This is a genomic window from Achromobacter mucicolens (genome assembly GCF_902859725.1).
Lineage (GTDB): Bacteria > Pseudomonadota > Gammaproteobacteria > Burkholderiales > Burkholderiaceae_B > Achromobacter > Achromobacter mucicolens.
The window spans coordinates 138,165-159,802 of sequence record NZ_CADIJP010000006.1 but is presented as its reverse complement, the minus strand read 5'-3'; the positions used below and the strand labels follow the sequence as shown (position 1 = coordinate 159,802).

The window sequence follows — 21,638 nt, the reverse complement described above, 5'->3', positions numbered from 1 at the left end:
GGCCGGGCGCGCACGTCATGCTGGCGGCGGATATCGCTCACACAACCCAGGATTACCTCATGTCCCGCATCGTCACCGTCGCTGCCGCCCAATTGGGTCCGATTCAACGTTCCGAAGGGCGCGGCGTGGCGATCGGCCGCATGGTCCGGCTGATGGAGCGCGCGCATCAACGCGGCGCCCAGGTCGTGGTGTTTCCGGAACTTGCGCTGACCACCTTCTTTCCGCGCTGGTACTGCGAGGATCTTGACGAGGCGGATGCCTGGTTTGAGCCCAGCCTGCCGTCGCCCGCCACGCAGCCGCTGTTCGACGCCATCAAGCGCTACGGCCTGATGGTGTACCTGGGATACGCGGAACTGGCCTGGGAACCGGACGAACAGGGCATCGTGCGCAAGCGCCGGTTCAATACGTCGGTTGTCATCGCGCCCAACGGCGAGATCGTGCTGAAGTACCGCAAGGTTCATCTGCCGGGGCACGCCGAGTTTGCCGAGCATCGCCAGGTCCAGCATCTGGAGAAGCGCTACTTCGAAGTGGGCAACCTGGGATTCCCGGTGGTGCGCGCGCCCGTTGCGCCCGGCGTGGACGCGAACCTGGGCATGCTCATCTGCAACGACCGGCGCTGGCCCGAGGCCTGGCGCGTGCTGGGCCTGCAGCAAGTCGAACTCGTCATGCTGGGCTACAACACGCCCAGCCGCAACCAGGACAACCGCGGCTTCGAGGCGCACCACCTGCGCGTGCTGCACTCGCACCTGTCCATCCAGGCGGGCTGCTACCAGAACGCCACCTTTGCCGCGGCCGTTGCCAAGGCCGGCACTGAGGACGGCCATGAACTGTTGGGCCACTCCATCATCGTCAACCCCCAGGGCGAAATCATCGCCATGGCCGCGACCTGGGACGATGAGCTGATCGTCGCCGATTGCGACCTGAACCTGTGCGAGTTGGGCCGCAGCACCGTCTTCAATTTCGCCAAGCATCGCCGTCCCGAGGCCTACGGCCGCCTGGTCGAGCAGACCGGCAGCGTCGCGCCCGCCGTCTGGACGCCTTCGGCCTGACCCGTCCGAATTTCCCTACCTTGCTGGATAGCCTCATGACCGCGATGCTTTTGCCTCCGACCATCGAACACGAAATGCTCGGCACCCTGCGCGTGCCGCAATACGCCGACGTGACCGCCGCCGCCGAACGCCTGGCACCCTACGTGCGGCGAACCATGCTGCTGCGCTCGCCGGCGCTGGACGAACGGGCGCAGGCGCCCATCTGGCTGAAGCTGGAAAACCTGCAGGTGACGGGCTCCTTCAAGGCTCGTGGCGCGTTCAACGCACTGCTGAACATGGACCCGGCGCAGCGCGAGCGCGGCGTGGTGGCCTATTCCACCGGCAATCATGGCCAGGCCGTTGCCTGGGCCAGCCGTTGCCTGGGCGTGCCGGCCACCATCGTGATGCCGGTGGATGCGCCGGAAAACAAGGTCGAGAAGGCGCTGCGCCACGGCGCCAAGGTTGTGCGCTACGACCGCACGCGCGAAAGCCGCGAAGAGATCGGGATGCGCCTGCTGGCCGAGACCGGCGCCACGCTGCTGCCGCCTGGCGACCATCCTGACGTGCTGGCTGCACAGGGCACGCTGGCCCTGGAGGCGTTGCAGGATCTGCCGGCCGCGGCGCGGGCCAACCTTGGGCTCTTTGCCACGCCCTGCGGCGGCGGCGGCATGGCGGCGGGTTGCTCGCTGGTGCTGCGCGAACTGGCGCCGCAGGCCCGGATGGTGGCGGTGGAACCGCGCGAATTCGACGACACGGTGAGGTCGCTGGCCTCCGGCAAGCGCGAGACCAACCCCGCAGGCGCCAAGACCTTGTGCGATGCGCTGCAGGCCGCCACACCGGCGGAATTGCCTTACGCGATCAACAGCCGCTGCCTGAGCGCGGCCGTGTCGGTGAGCGATGAGGAAGTCGCCAGCGCCATCCGCTTTGCGCTGGACGAGTTGCGCCTGGTGGTCGAGCCGGGCGGCGCGGTGGCGCTGGCCGCGCTGCTGGCGGGAAAGCTATCTGCCGATGGCCGCGACGCGGTCATCGTGTTGTCGGGCGGAAACATCGATCTGCCGCTGTTGCGACAGATCGCACTGGGCTGAGCGTTCGCGCGACCGTCCAGGCCGGCGGGGCGGTAAGCCCCGCCGCGTAGTACCGGCGTCGTTCAGGCGCCGGGCAAGACCCGCATGGGACGCAGAGCCCGCGCGGCTACACCTATAACAGTCCAAGGAAGAAAACCATGTCCACGTTCCAAAGCAGCGCCAGGCGCTGGCTCGCGGCCGCGAGCGCAATGATGAGCCTGACCGCGGTGTCCGCCGCCCAGGCCGCTTATCCCGAGCATCCCGTCACGATCGTCGTGCCGTTCAATACCGGCACCACGCCCGACCTGGTATCGCGCCTGCTGGCTGCCGAAATGGCCAAGCAGACCGGCGGCAACTTCGTCGTGCAGAACCGCACCGGCGCATCCGGCATCATCGGCACGCAGGCGGTGGCCAATGCCGCGCCCGACGGCTATACCATCGGCTTTGCCAATGTGGCCACGCTGGCGATCAACCAGAGCCTTTACGCCAAGCTGCAGTACGACGCCGACAAGCAACTGGCGCCGGTCGCGCTGACCGGTTCCGTGCAGAACCTGCTGGCCGTGCGTCCGGGCCTGAACGTCAAGAGCGTTGCCGAGCTGATCGCCCTGGCCAAGAAGGAACCGGGCAAGCTGGTCGTGTCGTCGGGCGGCAACGGCACAACGGGCCATCTGAGCGCGGCCATGTTCGGCGCGATGGCGGGCGTGGAGTTCATGCACGTGCCCTACAAGGGCGGCGTTGAGGCGGACCTGGCCGTGCTGCGGGGCGAAGCCGACCTCGTGTTCGACAATATTTCTTCCATCGCCGCGTTCGTGGACCAGGGCAAGGTCGTGCCGCTGGCCGTGACCGACCTGCAGCGCGATCCGTCCATGCCCAATCTGGCCACGCTGGACGAGCAGGGGTTGAAGGGCTATCGCGCCGTGGCCTGGACGGGCTATGTCGCGCCCGCCGGCACCGACCCCAAGGTGCTGGACTACCTGAACGGCGCAATCAACAAGGCGCTGCAGTCGCCTGACGTTCAGGAAAAGCTCAAGACGCTGTCCTATGTGCCGAACATCGGCCCGCGCCAGCAGCTGTTTGACCGCGCACACGCCGAGCGTCCGGTCTGGGCGCAGGTGATCAAGCAAGCCAACGTCAAGATCGACTGAGCCTTATGAATCACGAACGCTACGATCTGCTGATCCGTGGAGGCACGGTGATCGACGGGACGGGCGCCGACCGCGTCCGGGCCGATGTGGGCGTGCGCGACGGCCGCATAGCGGCCGTCGGTGACCTGGCGGGCGCCGTGGCCGACCAGGTGCTGGCGGCGGCCGGCCGCATCGTGTCGCCCGGCTTCATCGATACGCACACCCACGACGACCGCTACCTGTCGATCGATCCCGGCATGCCCGCCAAGCTGAGCCAGGGCGTCACCACGGTGGTGACCGGCAACTGCGGCATCAGCCAGGCGCCGTGGCGTTCGGGCTGGCGCAGCGAGGTGCCTGCGCCCGTCAATCTGCTGGGCAACGACACCGGCGATTTTCCGTACGAGACGTTCCGCGCCTACCTGGATAACCTGGATCGCCACCCGCCCGCCGTGAACGCGGCCTGCCTGGTGGGACACACTTCGCTGCGCGCCGCTGCGATGGACGACCTGGACCGGCCGGCAACCGCCGCCGAGATCGAGCACATGCAGGCGCTATTGCACGAGGCCATGCAGAGCGGCGCCATCGGGCTGTCCACCGGCACCGCGTATCCGGCCGCCATGCCGGCGACGCTGGATGAACTGATGGCGGTGGCCAGCGTGCTGCGCGAGTATGGCGGTCTGTACGCCAGCCATATCCGCGATGAAGGCGATCGCATCTTCGCGGCGTTGGATGAAGCCTTTGCGGTGGGGGCGGCGGGCGGCGCGCCCGTGCTGATCTCGCACCACAAGCTGATCGGACCACGCAACCATGGACGTTCGGTGCAGACGCTGGCGCACATCGGCCAGGCCAGCCAGCGTCAGGAGGTGGCGCTGGACTGCTATCCCTACGTGGCCGGATCCACGATCCTGCGCAAGGACCGCCTTGCGGTATCCAGCCGGGTCATCGTGACCAAGTCCGTGCCGTATCCGCAGTACGCGGGGCGGGATCTGGACGATATTGCCCGCGACATGGGGCTGAGTCCGGAAGATGCGGTCGATGCGCTGCAGCCGGCGGGCGCCATCTACTTCATCATGGACGAGGCCGACGTCGAGCGCATCCTGGCGTACCCGGGCACGATGATCGGTTCGGACGGCATGCCTCACGATCCCGCGCCGCACCCGCGCCTGTGGGGCACCTTTCCGCGGGTGCTGGGCCACTATTGCCGCGACGTCGGGCTGTTCACGCTGGAACAGGCAGTGCACAAGATGACCGGCAAGCCGGCCGCGTATTTCCGGCTTCCCGCGCGAGGGCGCATCGCAGAGGGTTTCGCGGCCGACATCGTGGTCTTCGACGCGGATGCCATTGCGGACACCGCCACCTGGGACGCACCCACCCGCCAGGCTCAGGGTATCGACCACGTATTGGTCAACGGGCGCTTGGCGTGGAGCTTTGGCGCCAGCACGGGCACACATGCCGGCAGTGTCATACGACCGAAGTCGTGACGGAACGGCCCGCGCGCCTAGCCGATGACAGACGACTTGCCGCGCACATTCACCGGGGATTCCGGCTCCCCGGTGAATTCCACTTCGATTCGGCAGGGCATGCCCATGTCCTCGCCTTGCAGGATGACGATTTCGCCATGCGCTTTGCGGCCCAGGTCGCGAAGCATTCCGGCAAAGGCCGCGGCGGCTGCGCCGGTTGCCGGGTCTTCCAGGACGCCGCCGATGGCAAACGCGTTGCGCGCGTGGAACAGGGTATCGCTCTCGCTGAACACGAACGCGATGGTTCCGATGCGATGGGTTTGCATGAAGCGCCGTCCTTGGTCGAGGTCGTAGTTCATGCGCGCCAGCGCGGCGCGTGAAATGAGCGGGACGATCAAGTGGTCGATCCCCGCGTTGGCCATGCAGGGTGCGAGCGTGGGATCCAGGTCGCCAGCCGAGTAGCCGAAGAGGTCTAGCGCCTCGGTTAACAACCCGGTGCTTGCGGGTGTGCTGCGCGTCGGCGGCGAGCGCAGCACGCTTACCCATTCGCCATCCTGGATTTCAGCCGCCACTTCGATATGCGCGTTTGCCAGGGCCAGCGGATACCGGGCCGGCCCCAAAGTCTGACCAAGCACCGCGCCTAGCGCGATGGTCGCATGCCCGCAAAAGGCGACTTCGGCTTCAGGCGAGTAGTACCGGGTGCGCCACGAGCCATCGCCGGTTGGACAGGAGAAGACCGTTTCCGAATAGCCGACCTCGGCTGCCACCCTTTGCATTTCCTCGGGCGAGGGCAGTTGATCCGCAAGAACGACGCCGGCGGGATTTCCGCCTTGACCCTGGCTGGTGAATGCAGCGATCCGGTTAATGTGCATGAGGATTTCTCTTTTGTCCTGAGGTGGAAATTGGGTATGGGGGTAAGAATAAGGCAATGTGTCGATGTTCCGCCGGGCGGTTTCAGGCGCAGGCCAGGCACAAGCCCAAGCCCAGAAAGACCGCCATTGCGGACAGCGTTCGGAGCCGCCGTGGCGCATAGCTGAGCGTGAGGGTGGTCAGGATCGCGCCGCACGACAGCATGCCGAGCCAGACCAGCGCCGCCACCGCGATGCCCCAGGCCTGCAGGCAGGCAGCCATCGCGGCAAGCGCCAGCAGCGCGGCGCTCAGACGCAAGCCGCACTTTAGCCCGGCGCGTGTTGTTTCATGACCGGTTGCCTGTTCATGATGCCGGTCCATTGCCAGCGCCAGGCAGGCAAAGGTGGCGAAGGCCAGCGCCAGCGCGGCCAGGGCGGCGATCGTGGTGCTCATGCAATCCCCATCGCCCAAGCCAGCACCGCCAGCACGGCAATACCGGTCAGCAGCCAACGCCACGCATCCCGCGCCGCGAACACCCACAGCGCCGCCACCGTGTAGATCAGAAAGCTCAGCAGGCTGGCCACGACCACCCCTATCGCGGGGCTGACCAGGCCGCCAATCGGCAGGAGTTGAGCCAGGACGATCGCGCCCACGGTCGCCAGCGCGTAGCCGCCTAGCACCGCGCAGAGCACACGCGCCAGCACTCGCCAGCGATGGCCGTGCGGCGCAGCCGTCACACGTGCCTGCCGGCGGGCGGTCCAGTCCCCCGTGCGCAGGCGCCACGCCAGCAGGGTGAACAGTCCGCCAAGCACGATGATGGTGGACTCCACCGTTGCCGCCTGCCAATCGCCGCGACGCACATAGGCCAGCGCATGTTGCCCGGTGGTCAGCACGTTGGTCACGGGCAGCAAGAGGCACAGCAGCGCGGTGCAGGCAACCTGCTCGACCCAGGCGCGCCGCACCGGTCGCACGCAGGCATGCGCCAGGCTCAAGAGCCAAACCAGGAAGAAGCCCCTGATCTCCCAGGAGTCGCGGCCGGGCAGCGCTGCCGGGAGCAGGCGGTTGGCGTGGAAGTAGGAGATGCAGGCCAGACCGGCTCCCGCAATCGCCGCCACGTTGAGTGCTTCGGCAATGCGGTAGAACGCTGGCGTGGCGGCGCCGAATTCGCTTTGGCCCTTGTTGCGCCGCTTGATGGTGTAGAGGACCGCTCCCGTCGCCATCATCAGAGTGCCAGCCAGTCCGCAGACGAAGTACAGCCACTTGATCGTCCAACCTCCATACGAGGCCACATGCAGGCGTTCCATCACTTCATGTGCGGCGTCGCCCGCTTGCCGGCCAGCGGCGGGATGCAGGGCGGAGAACGCGCCGCTGGCGCCGTCGAACACGGCGCGGCCGGCGGGGCTGGTGAGATCGCGTATCGTGGCCGCGGAATCCGGCCGGCCATACACGCTGATGCGCTCCCGCGACTGTCCCGGACGCTCCACCATGATCATGCGGGCTGGGCTTGCCAGTGCCGTCTGCGCTGCTTGCAGCAGCGCGCCCAATTGCTGGCGCGCCGGCAGACCGCCGTCCAGCTGAGGGCGTGCGGGCAATGTAGCGGCCCCAGCTTGCGGGCCCCGCTGGGCAAGCTCTGCCTGCCAGCGCGCCGCCCCTTGCTCGCCATAGACCGCGCGGAGCGGGCCTGGCATGTAGCTGGTGTAGAAGATTGCCAGCCCGGTATAGGCGATCATCAGCTGGAACGGCAGCGTGAGTACGGCCGATGCATTGTGGCCGTCAAGCCAGGCGCGCTGGCCGCGCCCCGGACGAAAGGTGAAGAAATCCTTGAAGATGCGCTTGTGAACAACGATGCCCGACAGCAGCGCGGCCAGCATGCCTATCGTCAGCCAGCCCACCAGCCAGAAGCCAAAAGTGCCGGCATGCAGGCTGTAGTGCAGCGTCATGAAATGGCGACCGCCTTCGCTCTTGCGTCCCCAAGGCTGGGGCAGCAGGGAGCCATCGCGCGGATCGATCGCCGCTTCGTGCGTAACGCCCGCGTTAGTGCGCCACACCAGCCGCATCGCCTGCGTCGCCGCTTCGGGCAGCTCAATGCGCCAGAAGCGCACGCCGGCTTCCTGGTCAGCCAGAAAGCGCGAGGCCGCCGCCAGCACGGCTTCCTGCGGCAGCACCTGCGTCGCGGGCGGCAAGACGGGTTCTGCCGTCATCCAGCGCGTAATCGGCTCCCGGAACACGCTGATGCTGCCCGCCAGGAAGATCAGGCATAGCAGCCAGGCGCACACCAGTCCGCACCATGTGTGCAGCCAGCTCATGCGCTGGCGCAGTCCGGCCTTCATTGTCAGAACGTGCCTCGCAGCGTCAGCATGGCGTTACGGGGATCGCCGTAATGAACGCCGTTGACCAGGTTGCCGACCGCGCTGTAGTACGTCTTGTCGAAGATGTTGTTGAGGTTGACTGTGGCGGCCCAATTGCGGTTGATCTGATACTTCGCGTACGCGCTCCACACCGCGCGTCCGCTGGCGTGCACGGTAGTGGCGCCGATCTGGCGCGACTGCCCGCTCTGCACATTGACGCCGCCGCCCACCGTGAAGGCGTTCAAGTCGCCAGGCAATTGATACGTGGTCCAGAGCCGGAAGATGTGCTTGGGCGTGTACCACGCAAACGCCTGGCCTTCGCTGTCCTGGTCCTTCAGGTACTTGGTCGTGTTGAAGGTGTAGCCGGCAAAGAGGTTCCAGCCTGGTGTCAGCTCGCCGCTGATCTCCGCGTCAAAGCCCTGGCTGCGCACCTTGCCCGCATCGGTGTAGCAGAAATAGCCGGCAGCGCAGGTCGGGCTGGTGTTGAAATCGACCTGGGCGCGGTTGTTCTGGTTGATTCGAAAGAGCGCGAACGCGGTATTGACGCGGCCGTCCAGCAACTCGCCCTTCAAGCCCAGTTCGTAGCTTTCTCCTACGATCGGCTTAAGCGACTCTCCCGCGGCGTTCACCTCGCTTTGCGGCTGGAAGATGTCGGTGTAGCTCACATACGTCGTCCATTGCGGCGACAGGTCCAGCATCAGGCCGGCATAAGGCGTGAAGTGGGTGTTGGCCTGCTTGGTCTGACCATTGACGAGCTCGCCGGCGGTCGTCGTGTCGGTCGTCCAGACCCGGTTGGAACGGCTGAAGCGGCCGCCCAGCACCAGCTTCAGGGGATCGGCCAGTTGCAGGCGCGTGGTGCCGTAAAAGCCCAGTTCGCGGTTCGAGCCGATGCGCGCCTCGTCAGTGCCTGCGCGTATCTCGGCCGTGGTGGGCTCGGGCAGGTCCGGATTGAAATTGAACGCGTTGAAGGTTGCGTAGTTGACCAGGTACGCGTAGGACGTGTCGATCTTGGTGTGTCCGTAGTTGGCGCCCACCACCACCTCGTGGGTGCGGCCGAACGCACGGAACTTGCCGGTCAGATGCGCGTCCACGCCCGAGGTGTCGATGTCGGCCACCGTCCTGGCCACGCTGACGGTCGCCATCTGCGTCACGGGATTCACCGCTCGGCTCGACGCGGTGTACTTCAGATGCTGACTTTCCTGCACGTAGGCGCCGGTCATCTTGAAGCGCCAGTCGTCATTGAACGCATGCGTGAAGTCGGCGTAGAAGCCCTGGTTCGAGGTCTCCTGCCGGTTCCAGTTTGCGCCGAAGCTGGTGGACCGCTTGAACCCGACCTCTTCACCGTTGCTGTAGCGCGGCAGGCCCGACATCGACGGACGGCCTCGCAGGTCTTCGTAGCTGTAGCCCAGATTCACCTGCGTGCGCGGCGAGAAGTCGTATTCGACCGTGGCGTAGACGGTGGTGTTCTTCAGGTTCACCCGGTCCACGAAAGAGTGTTCGTCCTGGCGGTCGATCAGGGCGCGGCCACGCAGGCTGCCGTCTTCGTTCAGCAAAGCGCTGCCGTCGAGCTGCATGCCGTAACGGTCCCAGCTTCCGGCCTGGGTCTCGACCATGAAACGGTCTTCCTGCAACGGCCGCTTGCGCACCAGGTTCACCGCTCCGCCAGGCGAACCAGAACCTTGCAACAGGCCGGCCGCGCCGCGCAGCACTTCGACGCGGTCATAAAACGCGGTGCCGCCCGAGTAGTTGCTGGCTCGGCCATACATGCTGCGTTCCAGCGGCACGCCGTCATACTGGATCACGCTGTTGTTAAAGCCGCGGGAATAGATGTATTTGCCGCCCTGCGGGCTCTGCTGCAAGGTCACGCCGGTGGTGTTTTCCAGCGCGTCATACACCGAGGTCAGGTTCTGCTCGTCCAGGCGCTGGCGTGTCACCACGCTGACCGATTGCGGAATGTCGCGCAGCTGCTGCTCGCCCTTGCCGATGGTTACCGCCGACGTGGTGTAGGACCCGGTGCCTTCGGTCATGAGGCGGTACTCCTGTCCGGTCACGGTGACCGGTTCGAGCATGGCAGCGCCGCCGCCGGGCAGGCGCCGCACGGCATAGCCGCCGCTGGAAAGCCTGACCCCTTCGAATCCGGTACGGGACAGCAATGCGCTCAAACCGCGCCCGGCGCTCCAGCGTCCTTGCAGACCCTCGGTCCTCAGCCCGCTCATCTGCGCGGCGTCGAACGACACATTCACGCCGGCGGCGCGGGCAAACTGGTTCAGCGCCTGCTCCAGCGGCCCGGCTTCGATGGCGAAGGTGAATTCCGTTTCCTGCGCGGCAACACCGGCCTGCGCCTGGACAGCTGGGGCGATGAAGCCTAGGGCGGCACCGCACAGCAGGCCGGAAAGAACGGTGGACAACACGGTCGGGACGGGCGTCAGGCGCGCCGTCCTGGAGGTACGAGCGAGGGTCATTGCGAAATCTTGATAGGCCAGGTTGAAAGATGTCTTTCCCTGTAGGCCGGTCGAAAACGCAAATCCCCTCACTTTTCATGAAAAAAAATCGTGACAGCCGCAAAACCGGGCGAGGACGGGCTTCACGCGGGCCCGACCGCAACCCAGTAGCGGGTCCGGTAGCGCAGCCGGATCGGCAATGTCTGGGCCAGGAACGCAAGCGTCCGGTCGGTGTCGTTCACATGATAGGTGCCCGATACGCGCAGATCGGCGACCTCCGGCGCGCAACTGATGCGGCCATGGCGGTATCGCGACAATTCGGCCAGCAGGTCCGACAGCCTCATGTCCGTGCCCTCGATCGCGCCGTCCAGCCAGGCATCGGCCACCATGGCAGGCTTGCTCATCAGCCGTGCGCCCAGGCGGTCCAGCTGGGCGGTCTGGCCTGTCTCGGCGATCACCGGGGCGGCGCCGTCGGCGGGCCGCAGCGCCACCGCATGCTGCTGCACGCTGACCCGGGCGCAATCGTCATCCAGGCGCACCACGAATCGTGTGCCCAGCGCCTGGACCGCGCCGTACGGCGTCTGCACGAGGAACGGCCGCTTGATGGGCGACAACGCATCGGCGCCGGTCTGGATCGAGATCTCGCCGCGATAGAGCACAAGCACGCGTTTGTCGCCTTCCATCCGGACACTCACCGCGCTGTCGGTGTTCAGCGCCAGGAAGGTGCCGTCCTCCAGTTTCACGCGGTCGCGCACGCCCACGCCGGTGCTGACGTCCGCCAGCATGCGCTGCCAGGGGGTGTGCTCGCGCACGGCCCATCCCGTGCCCGTCAATCCGCCCAGCAGCAGCATGCCCTTGACCAGGGCTCGGCGCTGCTGCCGCCGCGCGTCGTGCGCCGTCCCCATGGCGATGAGCGTGTCCAGCGCCAGCCCCTGCGGCACTGCGGTGAAGTCGGCATTCAGCGCCTGCATGCGCAACCAGGCCCGCTCATGCAATGGCGCCGCGCGGCGCCAGCGCTCGAAGGCGGCACAGGTCTCGGGATCGGGTGAGCCGAAGTTCAGCTTGACGGACCAAGCGATGGCCTCATCGACCACTGCGGCAGGAATTGCGGCGGCCTCGCTCACGCGTCACCAAACCGGTAGGCATAGCACTGGCGCAAGCCCGCCGCCACGTAACGCTCGGCGGTGGCAAGGGAGACGCCCAGGCGTTCGGCGATCTGTGGGCAGCGCATGCCCTCCAGTTGCGCCCACAAAAAGGCCTGGCGCACCTTCGGCTTGAGGGAATCCAGCATTTGATCGATCTTGATGAGCGCCTCAAGCACCAGCATCCGGTTCTCGGGCGACGGCGCCAGTTCTTCGGGTGTGCGCGCCAACACCGCGAGCCAGGTACGCTCGAGCTCGCTGCGGCGCCAGTGGTCCACCAGCAACCCCCGCGCGATCGTACTGAGATAGGCGCGCGGCTCGCGCGTCTCGATCACCGCCGGCCGGCCCAGCAAGCGCAGGAAAACGTCGTGAGCCAGGTCGGCGGCGTCGGAGGAATTACCTAGTTGCTTGCGTATCCAGCCCCGCAGCCATCCGTGGTGGTCCGCATAGAGCGTCTCGACTTGGGCTTGCTTGGTAGGGGACATCGCATACGTTTGCAAATGATAATTATTCTTTATTGTAGAGAACTGCCGAGGCGCAGGCAAGGCGCGAAGCTGGCGTTCGCTACGGTCCACTTTCGGACCCAGTTCAGTCGTTCAATCAATGCAGGCTGACGTCCGAGAAGGAGCATTCTTGGCCCGCCGCCCCCAAACAACGCCTGAAGGGCGACGTTCATTTAAGTCGTCTCTTTGGCCGCGATGCGTAGCTCAGCCGCAAATTGTGCAAGCTGCTCGCCCACGTGTAATTTCAGCGCGTCCACGAACAGCTTGATCTTGGCGTCTACAATCTGACGCGGTGGGTACAACGCCCACACGTTGCGCTGGTTCGTGTAGTGCTTGAGTAATACACGCACCAGCGTACGTCGGCCGGCAAAATCGACAGCGCCGACGTCACCTTGTCACCGGCCGTGCTGAAGGCCATCGACGCGACTCACACGCGTCATGCGAGTCCGGCGCCCTGATCGAAGACGGATCCATGCAACGCTTTCTGACCACGCTGCTTCTCTGCGCGCTTGCCCTCCTGATGGCGGGCTGCGCGTCGACCAAGACCTACACTGAAAACGTCTCCACTTTGATGATGTCGTCGGACGGCAAGACGTTTGCGGTGCTGGGCCCGCAGTATCACTATCTGTTCGACATGCCGCCCGCGATGGCGCAGGCGATGAAAGCTGACTTTCGCACCCGGCTGACCGCAGGGATTCCGCGTAACTTTTATGTCGGGGCCGACGGCTTCACGTGGGGCTACGTGCGCTTGCAACTGATGGACAATGCGACGCCGCGTGATCGGGAACAGGCGCTGGCCATGCACTTTCAGACCACAAAGGAAGGGATGGTCTATTACACCCACCACCTCAAGGGCAAACGCTATCTTGCCCGGCCGGGGACGCCGGGTGCGGCGCAGGCGGGCGGAGCCACGCAGACGGCGCTGGACCAGTCGTATCGCATTACGGTGCAAGACTCGCAAGGTAGCGCGGACATGGCGCGCGCGCTGTCGCCAGTGATGTTCCTGGTGGGCACGGGGTTTGTCGTGGCGAATCCGGCGATCGTGCTGTTCGCTTTGCCGGTGGCGGGATTGGAGCCCTAAGCGGCCCGTCGTTGTGCGCGCGCGAGATGCCGCGGAGTGAAGCGGCCAATCCGAAGTGATTGAGCCGTCAACGGTTTTGAACGCGTCAAGGTATCCAGCCAGCGGTAAGGTGATCGGTAAGCAGCGGGGAGTAGCGTATGTCGCGGGTCGATCTCTGTCCTGGTTGTTATCGAGGCATTCATCCGGCCAGCTCGGGCCGCGCGATCGCGATGACCCATTCCACGAACGTCTTGACCGCCGCCGTGGCTCGGGCTTGGGGATAGACAATGGAAATCGGCACCGGGGTGCATCGGGCATCCGCCAGAACTTCCCGCAGGCGCCCGCTGCGCAGGTAGACGGACGCCGCCAATTCGGATAACTGGATAAGGCCCAGCCCCTCCAGGCCGCAGTGCAGATAGGCCTCGGTTTCGTTGACGGCATAGCGGCTGGACAGGGACACCGCCACGGCTTCGCCATTGACGCTGAAGCGCCAGTCCAGCGGCCGGCCGGTGGCGTTGGACAGGTAGTTGACCACTCGGTGCGCTTCCAGTGCGTCCACGGAATCCGGCTCTCCGAACCGAGCCAGGTATTTGGGTGACGCGCACGTTAGCCAAGCCAACTGGCCAAGCTTGCGCGCCACCAGCGTCGAGTCTGCCAGCGTGCCGGTGCGGATCGCGCAGTCGATGCCTTCGTAAATCAAGTCCGCCGGCCGATCACTCAAGCCCAGCACGACTTCGATGTCCGGATAACGCGCCTCGAATTCGAGCAGCCGCGGCACCACGATCGCCCTTCCGATGGCACCTGGCATGTCCACGCGAACTCGTCCGCGCGGCGCCTGGTTCGTGGCGGATATGTCGTTTTCCGCGTCGGCGATATTGGCCAGGATGGCCTGGCACGCCGCCAGGTAGCGCGCGCCCGCGTCGGTCAGGCTCAGACTGCGGGTGCTGCGCCGAAGCAGCGGCGTGCCCAGGTGGGCCTCCAGGTTCTTGACCGTCGTCGTCACCGACGAACGTGGCATCCCCAGGGACTGCGCCGCCTTGCTGAAGCTGCGCGCCTGAACGACCCGTACGAAAGTTGCCATCGCTTGAAGTTTGTCCATAAGCCTGCCTGCCGATAGTGCGTGCGCCAATTTCGGCGGGAGTTTTCAATTTTAACAATGCGGTCGGCGCAACCCGTGTGCTTCCTGCGCGTTGTGTATTCAAGCGCGGCGAACAATGGACGGATTGCGCGCTCCTACACTGCAAATCACATCAGGGCGGCATTTTTTTCGTATCGCGATCGCGGCGGGCGGCGGCCCCTTTCTCAAATATCCATTTCCTAGCGGGGTTTCCCATGTTGAACGACAACGCCATTCTGGTCCTGGGCGCAGGCCAACTCGGCATGGCCGTGCTGCGCCATCTGGCTCCCCACGCCAAACGTGCCGCCCGCGTTTCCCTCTCGGTCCTGTTGCGCCCGTCGACTGTCGCTTCCACCGACACGGCGAAGCAGCAAGACCTGGCTGAGCTGAACGCCCTGGGCGTCCATATCGTCGCAGGCGACCTGGCGACGCAATCCACCGACGAGCTCGCCGACACATTCAGCCGTTTCCACACCGTGGTTTCGTGCACGGGATTCGTGGGCGGCCCGGGCGTGCAGCGCAAGATTGCGCGCGCCGCGCTGGATGCCGACGTCAAGCGCTTTGTACCGTGGCAATTTGGCGTGGACTACGACGTCATCGGCCGGAACAGCCCGCAGGACCTGTTCGACGAACAACTGGACGTGCGCGAGATGCTGCGCGCTCAGTCGAACACCGAATGGGTCATTGTCTCGACAGGCATGTTCACCAGCTTCTTGTTCGAACCGGCCTTCGGCGTGGTCGACCTGGGCACCAATACCGTGAACGCGCTAGGAAGTTGGGACACGGCCGTCACACTTACGACCGCCGATGACATCGGCAACCTGACGGCGGAGATTCTGTTCACCGAACCGCGCATCGCCAACCGTGCGGTGTATGTCGCCGGCGATACCGTCACCTATCGAGAGGTGGCCGACGCCCTGGATCGGGCCCGTGGTGTCAAGGTCCAGCGCCACGAATGGACAGTTCCCGAACTGAAACGCCAACTAGCCGCCGATCCGGAAAACGCGTTGCGCAAGTACCGCGCCGTATTCGCAGAGGGGCGCGGGGTGGCCTGGGACAAGGCACAAACGTTCAACGCTCAGCGCGGCATCGCGGTCTGCGGGTTGGACCAATGGTTACGCGACCATCTGCCGGCGCCGGATCAAGATCGGCGGATCTAGACAGTTGATGCGGCTTGCTGATTGGTTTTGTTGGTGAGGCTTGCTTGGATTATGTTGGATGTGGTGCGAGGGGCCTGCGAGGGGTATTCAAGTCGTCTCTTTAGCCGCGATGCCCAGATCAGCCGCATAGTGTGCAAGCTGCTCCCCCACATGAAGCTTCAGCGCGTCCACAAACAGCTTGATCTTGGCGTCTACAAACTGACGCGATGGGTACAGCGCATACACGTTGCGTTGGTTCGTGTAGAGCTTGGGCAATACACGTACCAGCGTGCCCCGGCGAAGATCTTCGATCGCTGAGAAGCCCGCCAAGAGGCCGATGCCGGCGCCATCGCGCAGCGCGGTCGCCATTGCGTCCATGTCGTTCACGCAAAGGTGCCCCCCGGTCGGCCGGTGCGTGAACATGCCGTCCTCGCCTTCCAGATGCCATTCGTCGGGGGCATAGTCCACCGTGGTCAACAACACGCAAGCATGTTGGGCAAGGTCCTCGGGAGTTTCCACGGCAGGGTGCTGTTCAAGGTATTCAGGGGACGCCGCCAAAATGCAATGGCTGACCCCGATCTTCTGGCTGACGTAGGTGGAATCCGGCAAGGCGCGCGCGATGACGATGCCGACGTCAAGCTGCTCTTCCAGCAAGTTCGGCATGCGCTGAGATAAAAGAAGGTCCACAGAGACGTCGGGGTGGGCCTTTCTGTAAGCCAGGGCGGCGCGGGCGACCAGCGTTCGTCCCAGGCCGGGCACCGCGTGAACGCGCAACACGCCGCGTGGCGAGACCGTTGCATGCGCCGCTTCGGCTTCCGCTTGCTCAACGTCGCTCAGGATCGCGATGCACCGGTCATAGAAGCGATGCCCCACATCGGTAACGACAAGCCGGCGGGTGGAGCGCTGAATCAGCCTGGCGTTCAGGCCTTCTTCCAATACCGTTACAGCGCGCGAGATATTGCCGACCGTGGTGGAAAGATGGTTTGCCACCGCAGTGAAACTGCCCATCTCCACTACTTTCGCGAAAACCGACATGTTGTATAGCTTGTCCATCGTGCGTCCATTGTGTTCGTGCGACTTTTCCTTTGGAAGGAAAAGTCATTCTTCCGTAAGGGGCTAAATCCTCACGTCCGTCATGTCTAGACTTCGTTCCAAGGTTTTCGATCAATCTTATCGGAGTTTGCAACCATGAACGGCGACTATGACCCGCTTTACCTCTTCATCAACGGCGAATGGATAGGCGCTAACGAGCGCGACACGGCCAGCGTTGTCAACCCTGCCACGCGCAAGGAGCTGGGCCGCGTGCCCCTTGCGACGGCGGCAGATCTGGACCGCGCGCTGTCCGCGACGCAGCCCGCCTTCGACATCTGGCGGCGGACGTTTCCCAATGCGCGGGCTGCCGTTCTAAATCGTGCAGCGGCCTTGATGCGCGAACGCGCCGGGCACATCGCCACGTTGATGACCCTTGAAGAGGGCAAGCCCCTGGCCGAAAGCCGTGACGAAGTGTGGCGCGCCGCCGAGTATTTCGAATGGTTTGCCGAAGAAGCCAAGCGGATTGACGGCCGTGTCGTGCCCGCGAACCGCCCCGGCGTGCAGCAATTGGTCAAGCGGCAGGCGATCGGTCCGGTGGCAGCGTTCACGCCCTGGAATTTTCCTGCGATCACGCCGGCCCGAAAACTGGCCGCAGCGCTCGCCGCCGGTTGCAGCGTCATCATCAAGCCGGGTGAAGAGTGCCCGGCAACCGCGCTGGCGCTGGCCCGCGCCCTTGACGATGCCGGGTTGCCGAAAGGGGTGCTGCAAGTTGTCTTTGGCGTACCGGACGACGTGTCGCGGCATCTGATTGCGTCGCCGGTAATCCGCAAGGTGACATTCACGGGATCCGTACCCATCGGCAGGTTGCTGTCGGCGCGCGCCGCCGAAGGTGTGAAACCCATCACGCTGGAATTGGGCGGACACGGGCCGGTGCTGGTGTTCGACGATGCCGAGGTCCAGCGCGCCGCGGTCGAAGGTGCGGCCAATCGCTTCCGCGGCACGGGCCAGGTTTGCATTTCATCCACGCGCTTTCTGGTGCAGCGCGGCGTTTATGGCGAATTCCGCGAACATTTCGTGAAGGCTACCCGTGCGCTGAAGGTGGGTAACGGCCTTGATCCCGACACGCAAGTCGGGCCGTTGGCAAACCCGCGCCAGCTGGAGAAGATGCAGTCGCTGATTGCCGACGCGGTGGCATGCGGCGCCACGGTATTGACCGGGGGCAAGGCCATAGATGGCCCTGGCTACTTCTTCGAACCGACGGTGTTGGCCGACGTCCCGATGCACGCCAAGATCATGCACGAAGAACCGTTCGGCCCGATCGCAGTGCTCATGCCCTTTGATGAACTGGCCGACGGATTGCAGGAAGCCAACCGGCTGCCTTATGGGTTGTCGGCCTACGCGTTCACCAGCAACGCCCGCACGGCGATAGACGTGGCCGATGGTCTGGAAGCCGGCATGATCGGCATCAACCAATATCGAATCGTTGCAACGGAGTTGCCCTTCGGCGGCATGAAGGAAAGCGGACATGGCTCAGAGGGCGGGGTGGAAGGCATCGAGTACTACCTCACCCACAAGTTCATCAGCCAGGCCTGAAAAAGGAGCATCCCATGTCGAATATCGATTTCAGCCATCCGCGCGAAGCGGCGCGTGCCTTCACCCCGGCGCTGTCGGCCTTTGTCGACAACACCCTCTATCCCGAAATCTGGAGCAATCCCGCGTTGGCTCCGCGAGACCGGAGTCTGATTACCGTGGCCGCGCTGATTGCCGCGGGCCATACGGATGAATTGCCCGCGCACTTGCGCCGCGCCGTCGGCAATGGGCTGACGCAGGATGAACTGTCGGCCGCCATCACGCATCTGGCGTTCTACGTCGGGTTTCCTGCCGCGATCACCGCCTCTGCGATTGCGCAAGCCACCTTGGCCGTGTCACACACAAACGACCTGAAGGATAAGCAATGAAAGCGATTATTTTTGAACAGTTTGGCGAGGCCGACGTGCTTGAAGTGGCCGACGTTCCCCAACCCGAAATGCGGCCTGATGATCTCATCGTCCGCGTCCATGCAGCCGGTGTAAATCGCGCCGACCTGACCCACCGCCGTGGCGGCTACGGCCGCCCGAATTTCGGCGACTCGACCATCATGGGCCTGGAAATCGCGGGCGAAGTGCTGCAGGCCGGCCGCGCCGTGCGCGGCTTCAAGGCCGGTGACCGCGTGATGGGTGTGGTGGGCGGCGGCGCTTATGCGGAGATTGCCAGATTGGACTGGCGCATGGCTCTGCCCATTCCCCCCGAGCTGGACTATGTCCACGCCGCCGCCATCCCCGAAGTGTTCGTCACTGCGCACGAAGCCATGCTGCATCTTGGCCGCCTGAAAGCGGGGGAGTCGGTATTGATTCATGCGGCAGCTGGCGGCGTGGGGTCGGCAGCGGTCCAGCTTGCCAGGGCAACGGGCGCCACCGTGTACGCAACGGCCAAGGCCAGCAAGCTTGAGCAGGTCAAGCGACTGGGCGCCGACTGCGTCATCGACTATCGCACGCAGGACTATTCGCAGGTCGTGGCTGAACAGACGGCCAAGCGCGGCGTGGATGTCGTGATCGACTTTATTGGCGCGCCCAACTTTGCGCGCAATATTGCGTCGCTGGCCAACGGTGGGCGGCTGGTTCAGGTGGGTATCCTGGGCGGCGGCGGCCAAGTCAGTATCGCGCTAGAGGACATCCTGTATCGTCATCTGCAGATTTTCGGCACCGTCATGAAGTCGCGTCCACAGGCTGAAAAGCACGCCATGGTGCAGCGCTTTCGCGAACACTGGCTGGACCGCTTTACCAGCGGCGCCGGTCTGGTTCCCGTGGTCGACAGCACCTATCCGCTTGAACGCGCATCCGATGCTCATCGCCGGATGGAGTCGGCGCAGAATGTGGGGAAAATCATCCTGACGATGACCGTTTGATAGGTAGGCATTCGAAGGTGTGTCGGCCGGCGGCTTGCCGCAGCAGCGCGCTGCGCTTGCCGTCGGGATAAAGGCGGCGCGGATTTAAGTCCGGGCGAAAAGCGACGTCAAGGTGTGCGCGTCCCCTGAGGAAAGGTCCGCGCATCTGTTAAAGTCGCGCAATCAAAGACCGTAGGACTGCGCGCTGCGTCAAGTCCATCGGCTGGGTGGGCTCCGTCCCCTCAATTTTCCTTACGGCTCCCCACCATGATTCCAATAAACCGCTCGGCCGGGTCCTCGGCATCAGATGGCCTGTGCCGCGCTTGCGAATCAGGTGAGGATGCGCCGATCGACATGACGTTCGCGTTTCAACCTATTGTCGACCTGACATCGGGCGAGGCATATGCCTATGAAGCCCTTGTACGCGGGCCTCAGGGGGAATCTGCAGCTTCCGTGTTGGCGCATGTGGACGACAGCAACCGCTATCAGTTTGATCAGCGTTGCCGCACGACCGCGATCGAGCTCGCGGCCGGGTTGGGGATGGACCGATTTCTATCCATAAATTTCATGCCGAACGCGGTCTATCAAGCCGCCGCGTGTATTCGCACAACCTTTGAGGCAGCGGAGCGCCACGGTTTTCCTATCAGCCAGATCATTTTCGAAACCATAGAAACCGAAAACATCATCGACCGCGCGCATTTGTTGAAGATATTCCAAGCCTACAAGTCATATGGTTTCCAGACGGCAATCGATGACTTCGGCTCGGGCTATTCGGGCTTGACGCTCCTGGCGGACTTTCAGCCGGACATCATCAAGCTTGACATGGCATTGGTGCGTGGCGTCGATGCACATCATGCCCGCCAGCGTATCGTCTGCGGCATACAGAAAATCTGCTCGGACTTGGGAATTCGCGTCATTGCAGAAGGTATCGAAACCATCGGCGAGCGCGATTTTCTAGCATCGCAAGGCATCACTCTCATGCAAGGGTATTTGTTCGCCAAGCCGGCGTTCAAGGCGATGCCATCGATATCCAATGCGAGTTAGTCATCGCGATCGCCGACTGGGCTGCCCGGCGATAGACGTACCACTGAGCGTGAAAAATGTCGCAACAGAAGCTATTTGAAGCTGCATTCATGCAGTCCTGGAACGCGTTGGTGATTACGGATGCGGACCTTTCGGCGGGATGCCGGGTCCAGTTCGCCAATCCCGCGTTCGTGGCCATGACCGGCTATTCCCTGGAGGAGTTGCGCGGACAGTCTCTAAGGATGCTTCAGGGCCCGGCTACCGACAAGAATATCCTCGCGCAATTGCGCGCCTGTTTGAAGGAAGGCCGATATTTTGAGGGTAGTACGACCAACTACCGCAAGGACGGCTCGGACTACATCGTCCGTTGGAGCGTTTCACCGATTCACGACGCTCAGGGAACCGTTACGCACTTTGTGTCGGCGCAGGAGGATATTTCTGAGTTTGAGCGCGTCGAACGCACCAATCGTCTGTTGGCGCGCGCACTCGACGCGACAAGCGATCTGGTGATGCTGACGGACGCCAAGTCGCGAATCATCTTTGTGAACAAGGCTTTCGAAGATGCCACGGGCTACCCGCTGTCCGCAATCAAGGGCAAAACGGCGGCGATACTTAAATCCGGCAAGCACGATGACGCTTTTTATGCGGCCATGTACCGCACCCTTTCAAGCGGTCAGGATTTTCGGGCCAAATTCATCAACCGCAGGCGGGATGGGTCGCTCTTTCATGTCGAACAGACCATCTCGACGATTTTCGATGATCTCGGGCGAGCCACCCACCACATCAGCGTGAGCAAAGACGTTTCGAAGCAGGTGGAGAAAGAACAGGCGCTGTGGCGCGCGGCCACCAAGGACAAACTCACCGGGCTGTTTAATCGTTATCAGGGTGAAAAGACGCTGCGGGACGCCGTTTTCAAAGCGCAGGCAGATGGCGGCGCGCTGAGCTTGCTCATTGCGGATATCGACTACTTCAAGCGGATCAACGATCGCTTCGGGCATCTCGCCGGAGACCGCGTCCTTACCGAAATCGCGAGAATTCTGAACGGCGCGGTACGTAGCCAGGACGCAGTCATTCGCTGGGGCGGGGAAGAATTCGTGATCGCGCTCGCCGATTGTCCCATCTCGGAGGCGATCGAACTGGCAGAGCGCATCCGCAAACGGGTTCATGCTTATCGCGATGGCGAAGTCGGTTCTGTCACGTTATCACTAGGGATCGCGCAGTTTTCCCCAGGCGAAACAATTGAAGCCCTGATCGCGCGCGCAGACACCGCGCTTTACGATGCCAAGCACTCCGGGCGAGACAGGCTGGCCGTCGCGGCCAAAGCGGGAAAGGCGCTGACTTGAAGTTGGCCGGCCGTTGGTCTGCCGGAACTCGTCGCATGACGA

19 protein-coding genes are annotated in these 21,638 nt (G+C 64.0%); 11 read left to right on the top strand and 8 right to left on the bottom strand.

The window, feature by feature from the left end; genetic code table 11:
* The first annotated feature begins 59 nt into the window (after positions 1–59).
* The 4 genes from HV786_RS09455 to HV786_RS09440 all read left to right on the top strand — a co-directional run bounded on the left by HV786_RS09455 (position 60) and on the right by HV786_RS09440 (position 4,697).
* Positions 60–1,049 (top strand): N-carbamoyl-D-amino-acid hydrolase, encoded by a 990-nt coding sequence (locus HV786_RS09455; RefSeq protein ID WP_128827518.1) that lies wholly within the window; start codon positions 60–62, stop codon positions 1,047–1,049.
* A gap of 35 nt (positions 1,050–1,084) precedes the next feature.
* Positions 1,085–2,113: a threonine ammonia-lyase gene (locus HV786_RS09450; RefSeq protein WP_175210608.1), complete on the top strand. Its 1,029-nt coding sequence runs from the start codon at positions 1,085–1,087 to the stop codon at positions 2,111–2,113.
* Positions 2,114–2,250: 137 nt separating this feature from the next.
* Positions 2,251–3,237 (top strand): Bug family tripartite tricarboxylate transporter substrate binding protein, encoded by a 987-nt coding sequence (locus HV786_RS09445; RefSeq protein WP_063954435.1) that lies wholly within the window; start codon positions 2,251–2,253, stop codon positions 3,235–3,237.
* A 5-nt stretch (positions 3,238–3,242) separates the two neighbouring features.
* On the top strand, positions 3,243–4,697 hold the full coding sequence (locus tag HV786_RS09440) for an N-acyl-D-amino-acid deacylase family protein (RefSeq protein WP_175210606.1): 1,455 nt from the start codon (positions 3,243–3,245) through the stop codon (positions 4,695–4,697).
* Positions 4,698–4,714: 17 nt separating this feature from the next.
* Here HV786_RS09440 and HV786_RS09435 read toward each other — a convergent pair whose 3' ends face one another.
* The 6 genes from HV786_RS09435 to HV786_RS09410 all read right to left on the bottom strand — a co-directional run bounded on the left by HV786_RS09435 (position 4,715) and on the right by HV786_RS09410 (position 11,941).
* Positions 4,715–5,548: a PhzF family phenazine biosynthesis protein gene (locus HV786_RS09435; protein WP_128827529.1), complete on the bottom strand. Its 834-nt coding sequence runs from the start codon at positions 5,546–5,548 to the stop codon at positions 4,715–4,717.
* An 82-nt stretch (positions 5,549–5,630) separates the two neighbouring features.
* Positions 5,631–5,978, bottom strand: a complete 348-nt coding sequence (locus tag HV786_RS09430) for a DUF3325 domain-containing protein (protein ID WP_128827517.1) — start codon at positions 5,976–5,978, stop codon at positions 5,631–5,633.
* Positions 5,975–7,855: a PepSY-associated TM helix domain-containing protein gene (locus HV786_RS09425; RefSeq protein WP_175210604.1), complete on the bottom strand. Its 1,881-nt coding sequence runs from the start codon at positions 7,853–7,855 to the stop codon at positions 5,975–5,977. Before HV786_RS09425 ends, HV786_RS09430 begins: the two co-directional genes overlap by 4 nt.
* A gap of 2 nt (positions 7,856–7,857) precedes the next feature.
* Positions 7,858–10,335, bottom strand: coding sequence for a TonB-dependent siderophore receptor (locus HV786_RS09420; RefSeq protein WP_128827515.1), 2,478 nt, complete (start codon positions 10,333–10,335; stop codon positions 7,858–7,860).
* Between the two features lie 122 nt (positions 10,336–10,457).
* Entirely contained in the window at positions 10,458–11,438 is a 981-nt protein-coding gene (locus HV786_RS09415; protein ID WP_128827514.1) for a FecR domain-containing protein, read from the bottom strand.
* Positions 11,435–11,941 (bottom strand): sigma-70 family RNA polymerase sigma factor, encoded by a 507-nt coding sequence (locus tag HV786_RS09410; protein ID WP_128827513.1) that lies wholly within the window; start codon positions 11,939–11,941, stop codon positions 11,435–11,437. Before HV786_RS09410 ends, HV786_RS09415 begins: the two co-directional genes overlap by 4 nt.
* Positions 11,942–12,431: 490 nt before the next feature.
* On the opposite strand from HV786_RS09410, the gene HV786_RS09405 reads away from it, so the two are divergent.
* Positions 12,432–13,040, top strand: coding sequence for a hypothetical protein (locus HV786_RS09405; protein WP_128827512.1), 609 nt, complete (start codon positions 12,432–12,434; stop codon positions 13,038–13,040).
* 178 nt (positions 13,041–13,218) lie between these two features.
* On the opposite strand, the gene HV786_RS09400 is transcribed toward HV786_RS09405, so the two are convergent.
* The gene (locus HV786_RS09400) at positions 13,219–14,118 is read right to left on the bottom strand and encodes a LysR family transcriptional regulator (protein ID WP_128827511.1); all 900 of its coding nucleotides are present in this window, start codon (positions 14,116–14,118) and stop codon (positions 13,219–13,221) included.
* A gap of 233 nt (positions 14,119–14,351) precedes the next feature.
* On the opposite strand from HV786_RS09400, the gene HV786_RS09395 reads away from it, so the two are divergent.
* Positions 14,352–15,296, top strand: coding sequence for an aromatic alcohol reductase (locus tag HV786_RS09395; protein WP_128827510.1), 945 nt, complete (start codon positions 14,352–14,354; stop codon positions 15,294–15,296).
* Between the two features lie 87 nt (positions 15,297–15,383).
* Here the strand turns inward: HV786_RS09395 and HV786_RS09390 are convergent, their stop codons facing one another.
* Positions 15,384–16,328 (bottom strand): LysR family transcriptional regulator, encoded by a 945-nt coding sequence (locus HV786_RS09390; protein ID WP_128827509.1) that lies wholly within the window; start codon positions 16,326–16,328, stop codon positions 15,384–15,386.
* Positions 16,329–16,463: 135 nt separating this feature from the next.
* Between HV786_RS09390 and HV786_RS09385 the strand changes: the two genes are divergently transcribed.
* From HV786_RS09385 to HV786_RS09365, 5 genes are all read left to right on the top strand, one after another.
* Entirely contained in the window at positions 16,464–17,900 is a 1,437-nt protein-coding gene (locus tag HV786_RS09385) for an NAD-dependent succinate-semialdehyde dehydrogenase (RefSeq protein WP_128827508.1), read from the top strand.
* Between the two features lie 14 nt (positions 17,901–17,914).
* The gene (locus tag HV786_RS09380; RefSeq protein ID WP_128827507.1) at positions 17,915–18,265 is read left to right on the top strand and encodes a carboxymuconolactone decarboxylase family protein; all 351 of its coding nucleotides are present in this window, start codon (positions 17,915–17,917) and stop codon (positions 18,263–18,265) included.
* On the top strand, positions 18,262–19,251 hold the full coding sequence (locus HV786_RS09375; RefSeq protein WP_128827506.1) for an NAD(P)H-quinone oxidoreductase: 990 nt from the start codon (positions 18,262–18,264) through the stop codon (positions 19,249–19,251). Before HV786_RS09380 ends, HV786_RS09375 begins: the two co-directional genes overlap by 4 nt.
* Positions 19,252–19,497: 246 nt before the next feature.
* Positions 19,498–20,274 (top strand): EAL domain-containing protein, encoded by a 777-nt coding sequence (locus HV786_RS09370; protein WP_128827505.1) that lies wholly within the window; start codon positions 19,498–19,500, stop codon positions 20,272–20,274.
* Between the two features lie 56 nt (positions 20,275–20,330).
* Positions 20,331–21,596, top strand: coding sequence for a sensor domain-containing diguanylate cyclase (locus HV786_RS09365; RefSeq protein ID WP_128827504.1), 1,266 nt, complete (start codon positions 20,331–20,333; stop codon positions 21,594–21,596).
* The last annotated feature ends 42 nt before the right edge of the window (positions 21,597–21,638 follow it).

Bases quoted from the DNA above. Each gene is read 5' to 3' on its own strand.
- HV786_RS09455 (WP_128827518.1), top strand. From the start codon at position 60: ATGTCCCGCATCGTCACCGTCGCTGCCGCCCAATTGGGTCCGATTCAA.
- HV786_RS09450 (WP_175210608.1), top strand. From the start codon at position 1,085: ATGACCGCGATGCTTTTGCCTCCGACCATCGAACACGAAATGCTCGGC.
- HV786_RS09445 (WP_063954435.1), top strand. From the start codon at position 2,251: ATGTCCACGTTCCAAAGCAGCGCCAGGCGCTGGCTCGCGGCCGCGAGC.
- HV786_RS09440 (WP_175210606.1), top strand. From the start codon at position 3,243: ATGAATCACGAACGCTACGATCTGCTGATCCGTGGAGGCACGGTGATC.
- HV786_RS09435 (WP_128827529.1), bottom strand. From the start codon at position 5,548: ATGCACATTAACCGGATCGCTGCATTCACCAGCCAGGGTCAAGGCGGA.
- HV786_RS09430 (WP_128827517.1), bottom strand. From the start codon at position 5,978: ATGAGCACCACGATCGCCGCCCTGGCCGCGCTGGCGCTGGCCTTCGCC.
- HV786_RS09425 (WP_175210604.1), bottom strand. From the start codon at position 7,855: ATGAAGGCCGGACTGCGCCAGCGCATGAGCTGGCTGCACACATGGTGC.
- HV786_RS09420 (WP_128827515.1), bottom strand. From the start codon at position 10,335: ATGACCCTCGCTCGTACCTCCAGGACGGCGCGCCTGACGCCCGTCCCG.
- HV786_RS09410 (WP_128827513.1), bottom strand. From the start codon at position 11,941: ATGTCCCCTACCAAGCAAGCCCAAGTCGAGACGCTCTATGCGGACCAC.
- HV786_RS09405 (WP_128827512.1), top strand. From the start codon at position 12,432: ATGCAACGCTTTCTGACCACGCTGCTTCTCTGCGCGCTTGCCCTCCTG.
- HV786_RS09400 (WP_128827511.1), bottom strand. From the start codon at position 14,118: ATGGACAAACTTCAAGCGATGGCAACTTTCGTACGGGTCGTTCAGGCG.
- HV786_RS09395 (WP_128827510.1), top strand. From the start codon at position 14,352: ATGTTGAACGACAACGCCATTCTGGTCCTGGGCGCAGGCCAACTCGGC.
- HV786_RS09390 (WP_128827509.1), bottom strand. From the start codon at position 16,328: ATGGACAAGCTATACAACATGTCGGTTTTCGCGAAAGTAGTGGAGATG.
- HV786_RS09385 (WP_128827508.1), top strand. From the start codon at position 16,464: ATGAACGGCGACTATGACCCGCTTTACCTCTTCATCAACGGCGAATGG.
- HV786_RS09380 (WP_128827507.1), top strand. From the start codon at position 17,915: ATGTCGAATATCGATTTCAGCCATCCGCGCGAAGCGGCGCGTGCCTTC.
- HV786_RS09375 (WP_128827506.1), top strand. From the start codon at position 18,262: ATGAAAGCGATTATTTTTGAACAGTTTGGCGAGGCCGACGTGCTTGAA.
- HV786_RS09370 (WP_128827505.1), top strand. From the start codon at position 19,498: ATGATTCCAATAAACCGCTCGGCCGGGTCCTCGGCATCAGATGGCCTG.
- HV786_RS09365 (WP_128827504.1), top strand. From the start codon at position 20,331: ATGTCGCAACAGAAGCTATTTGAAGCTGCATTCATGCAGTCCTGGAAC.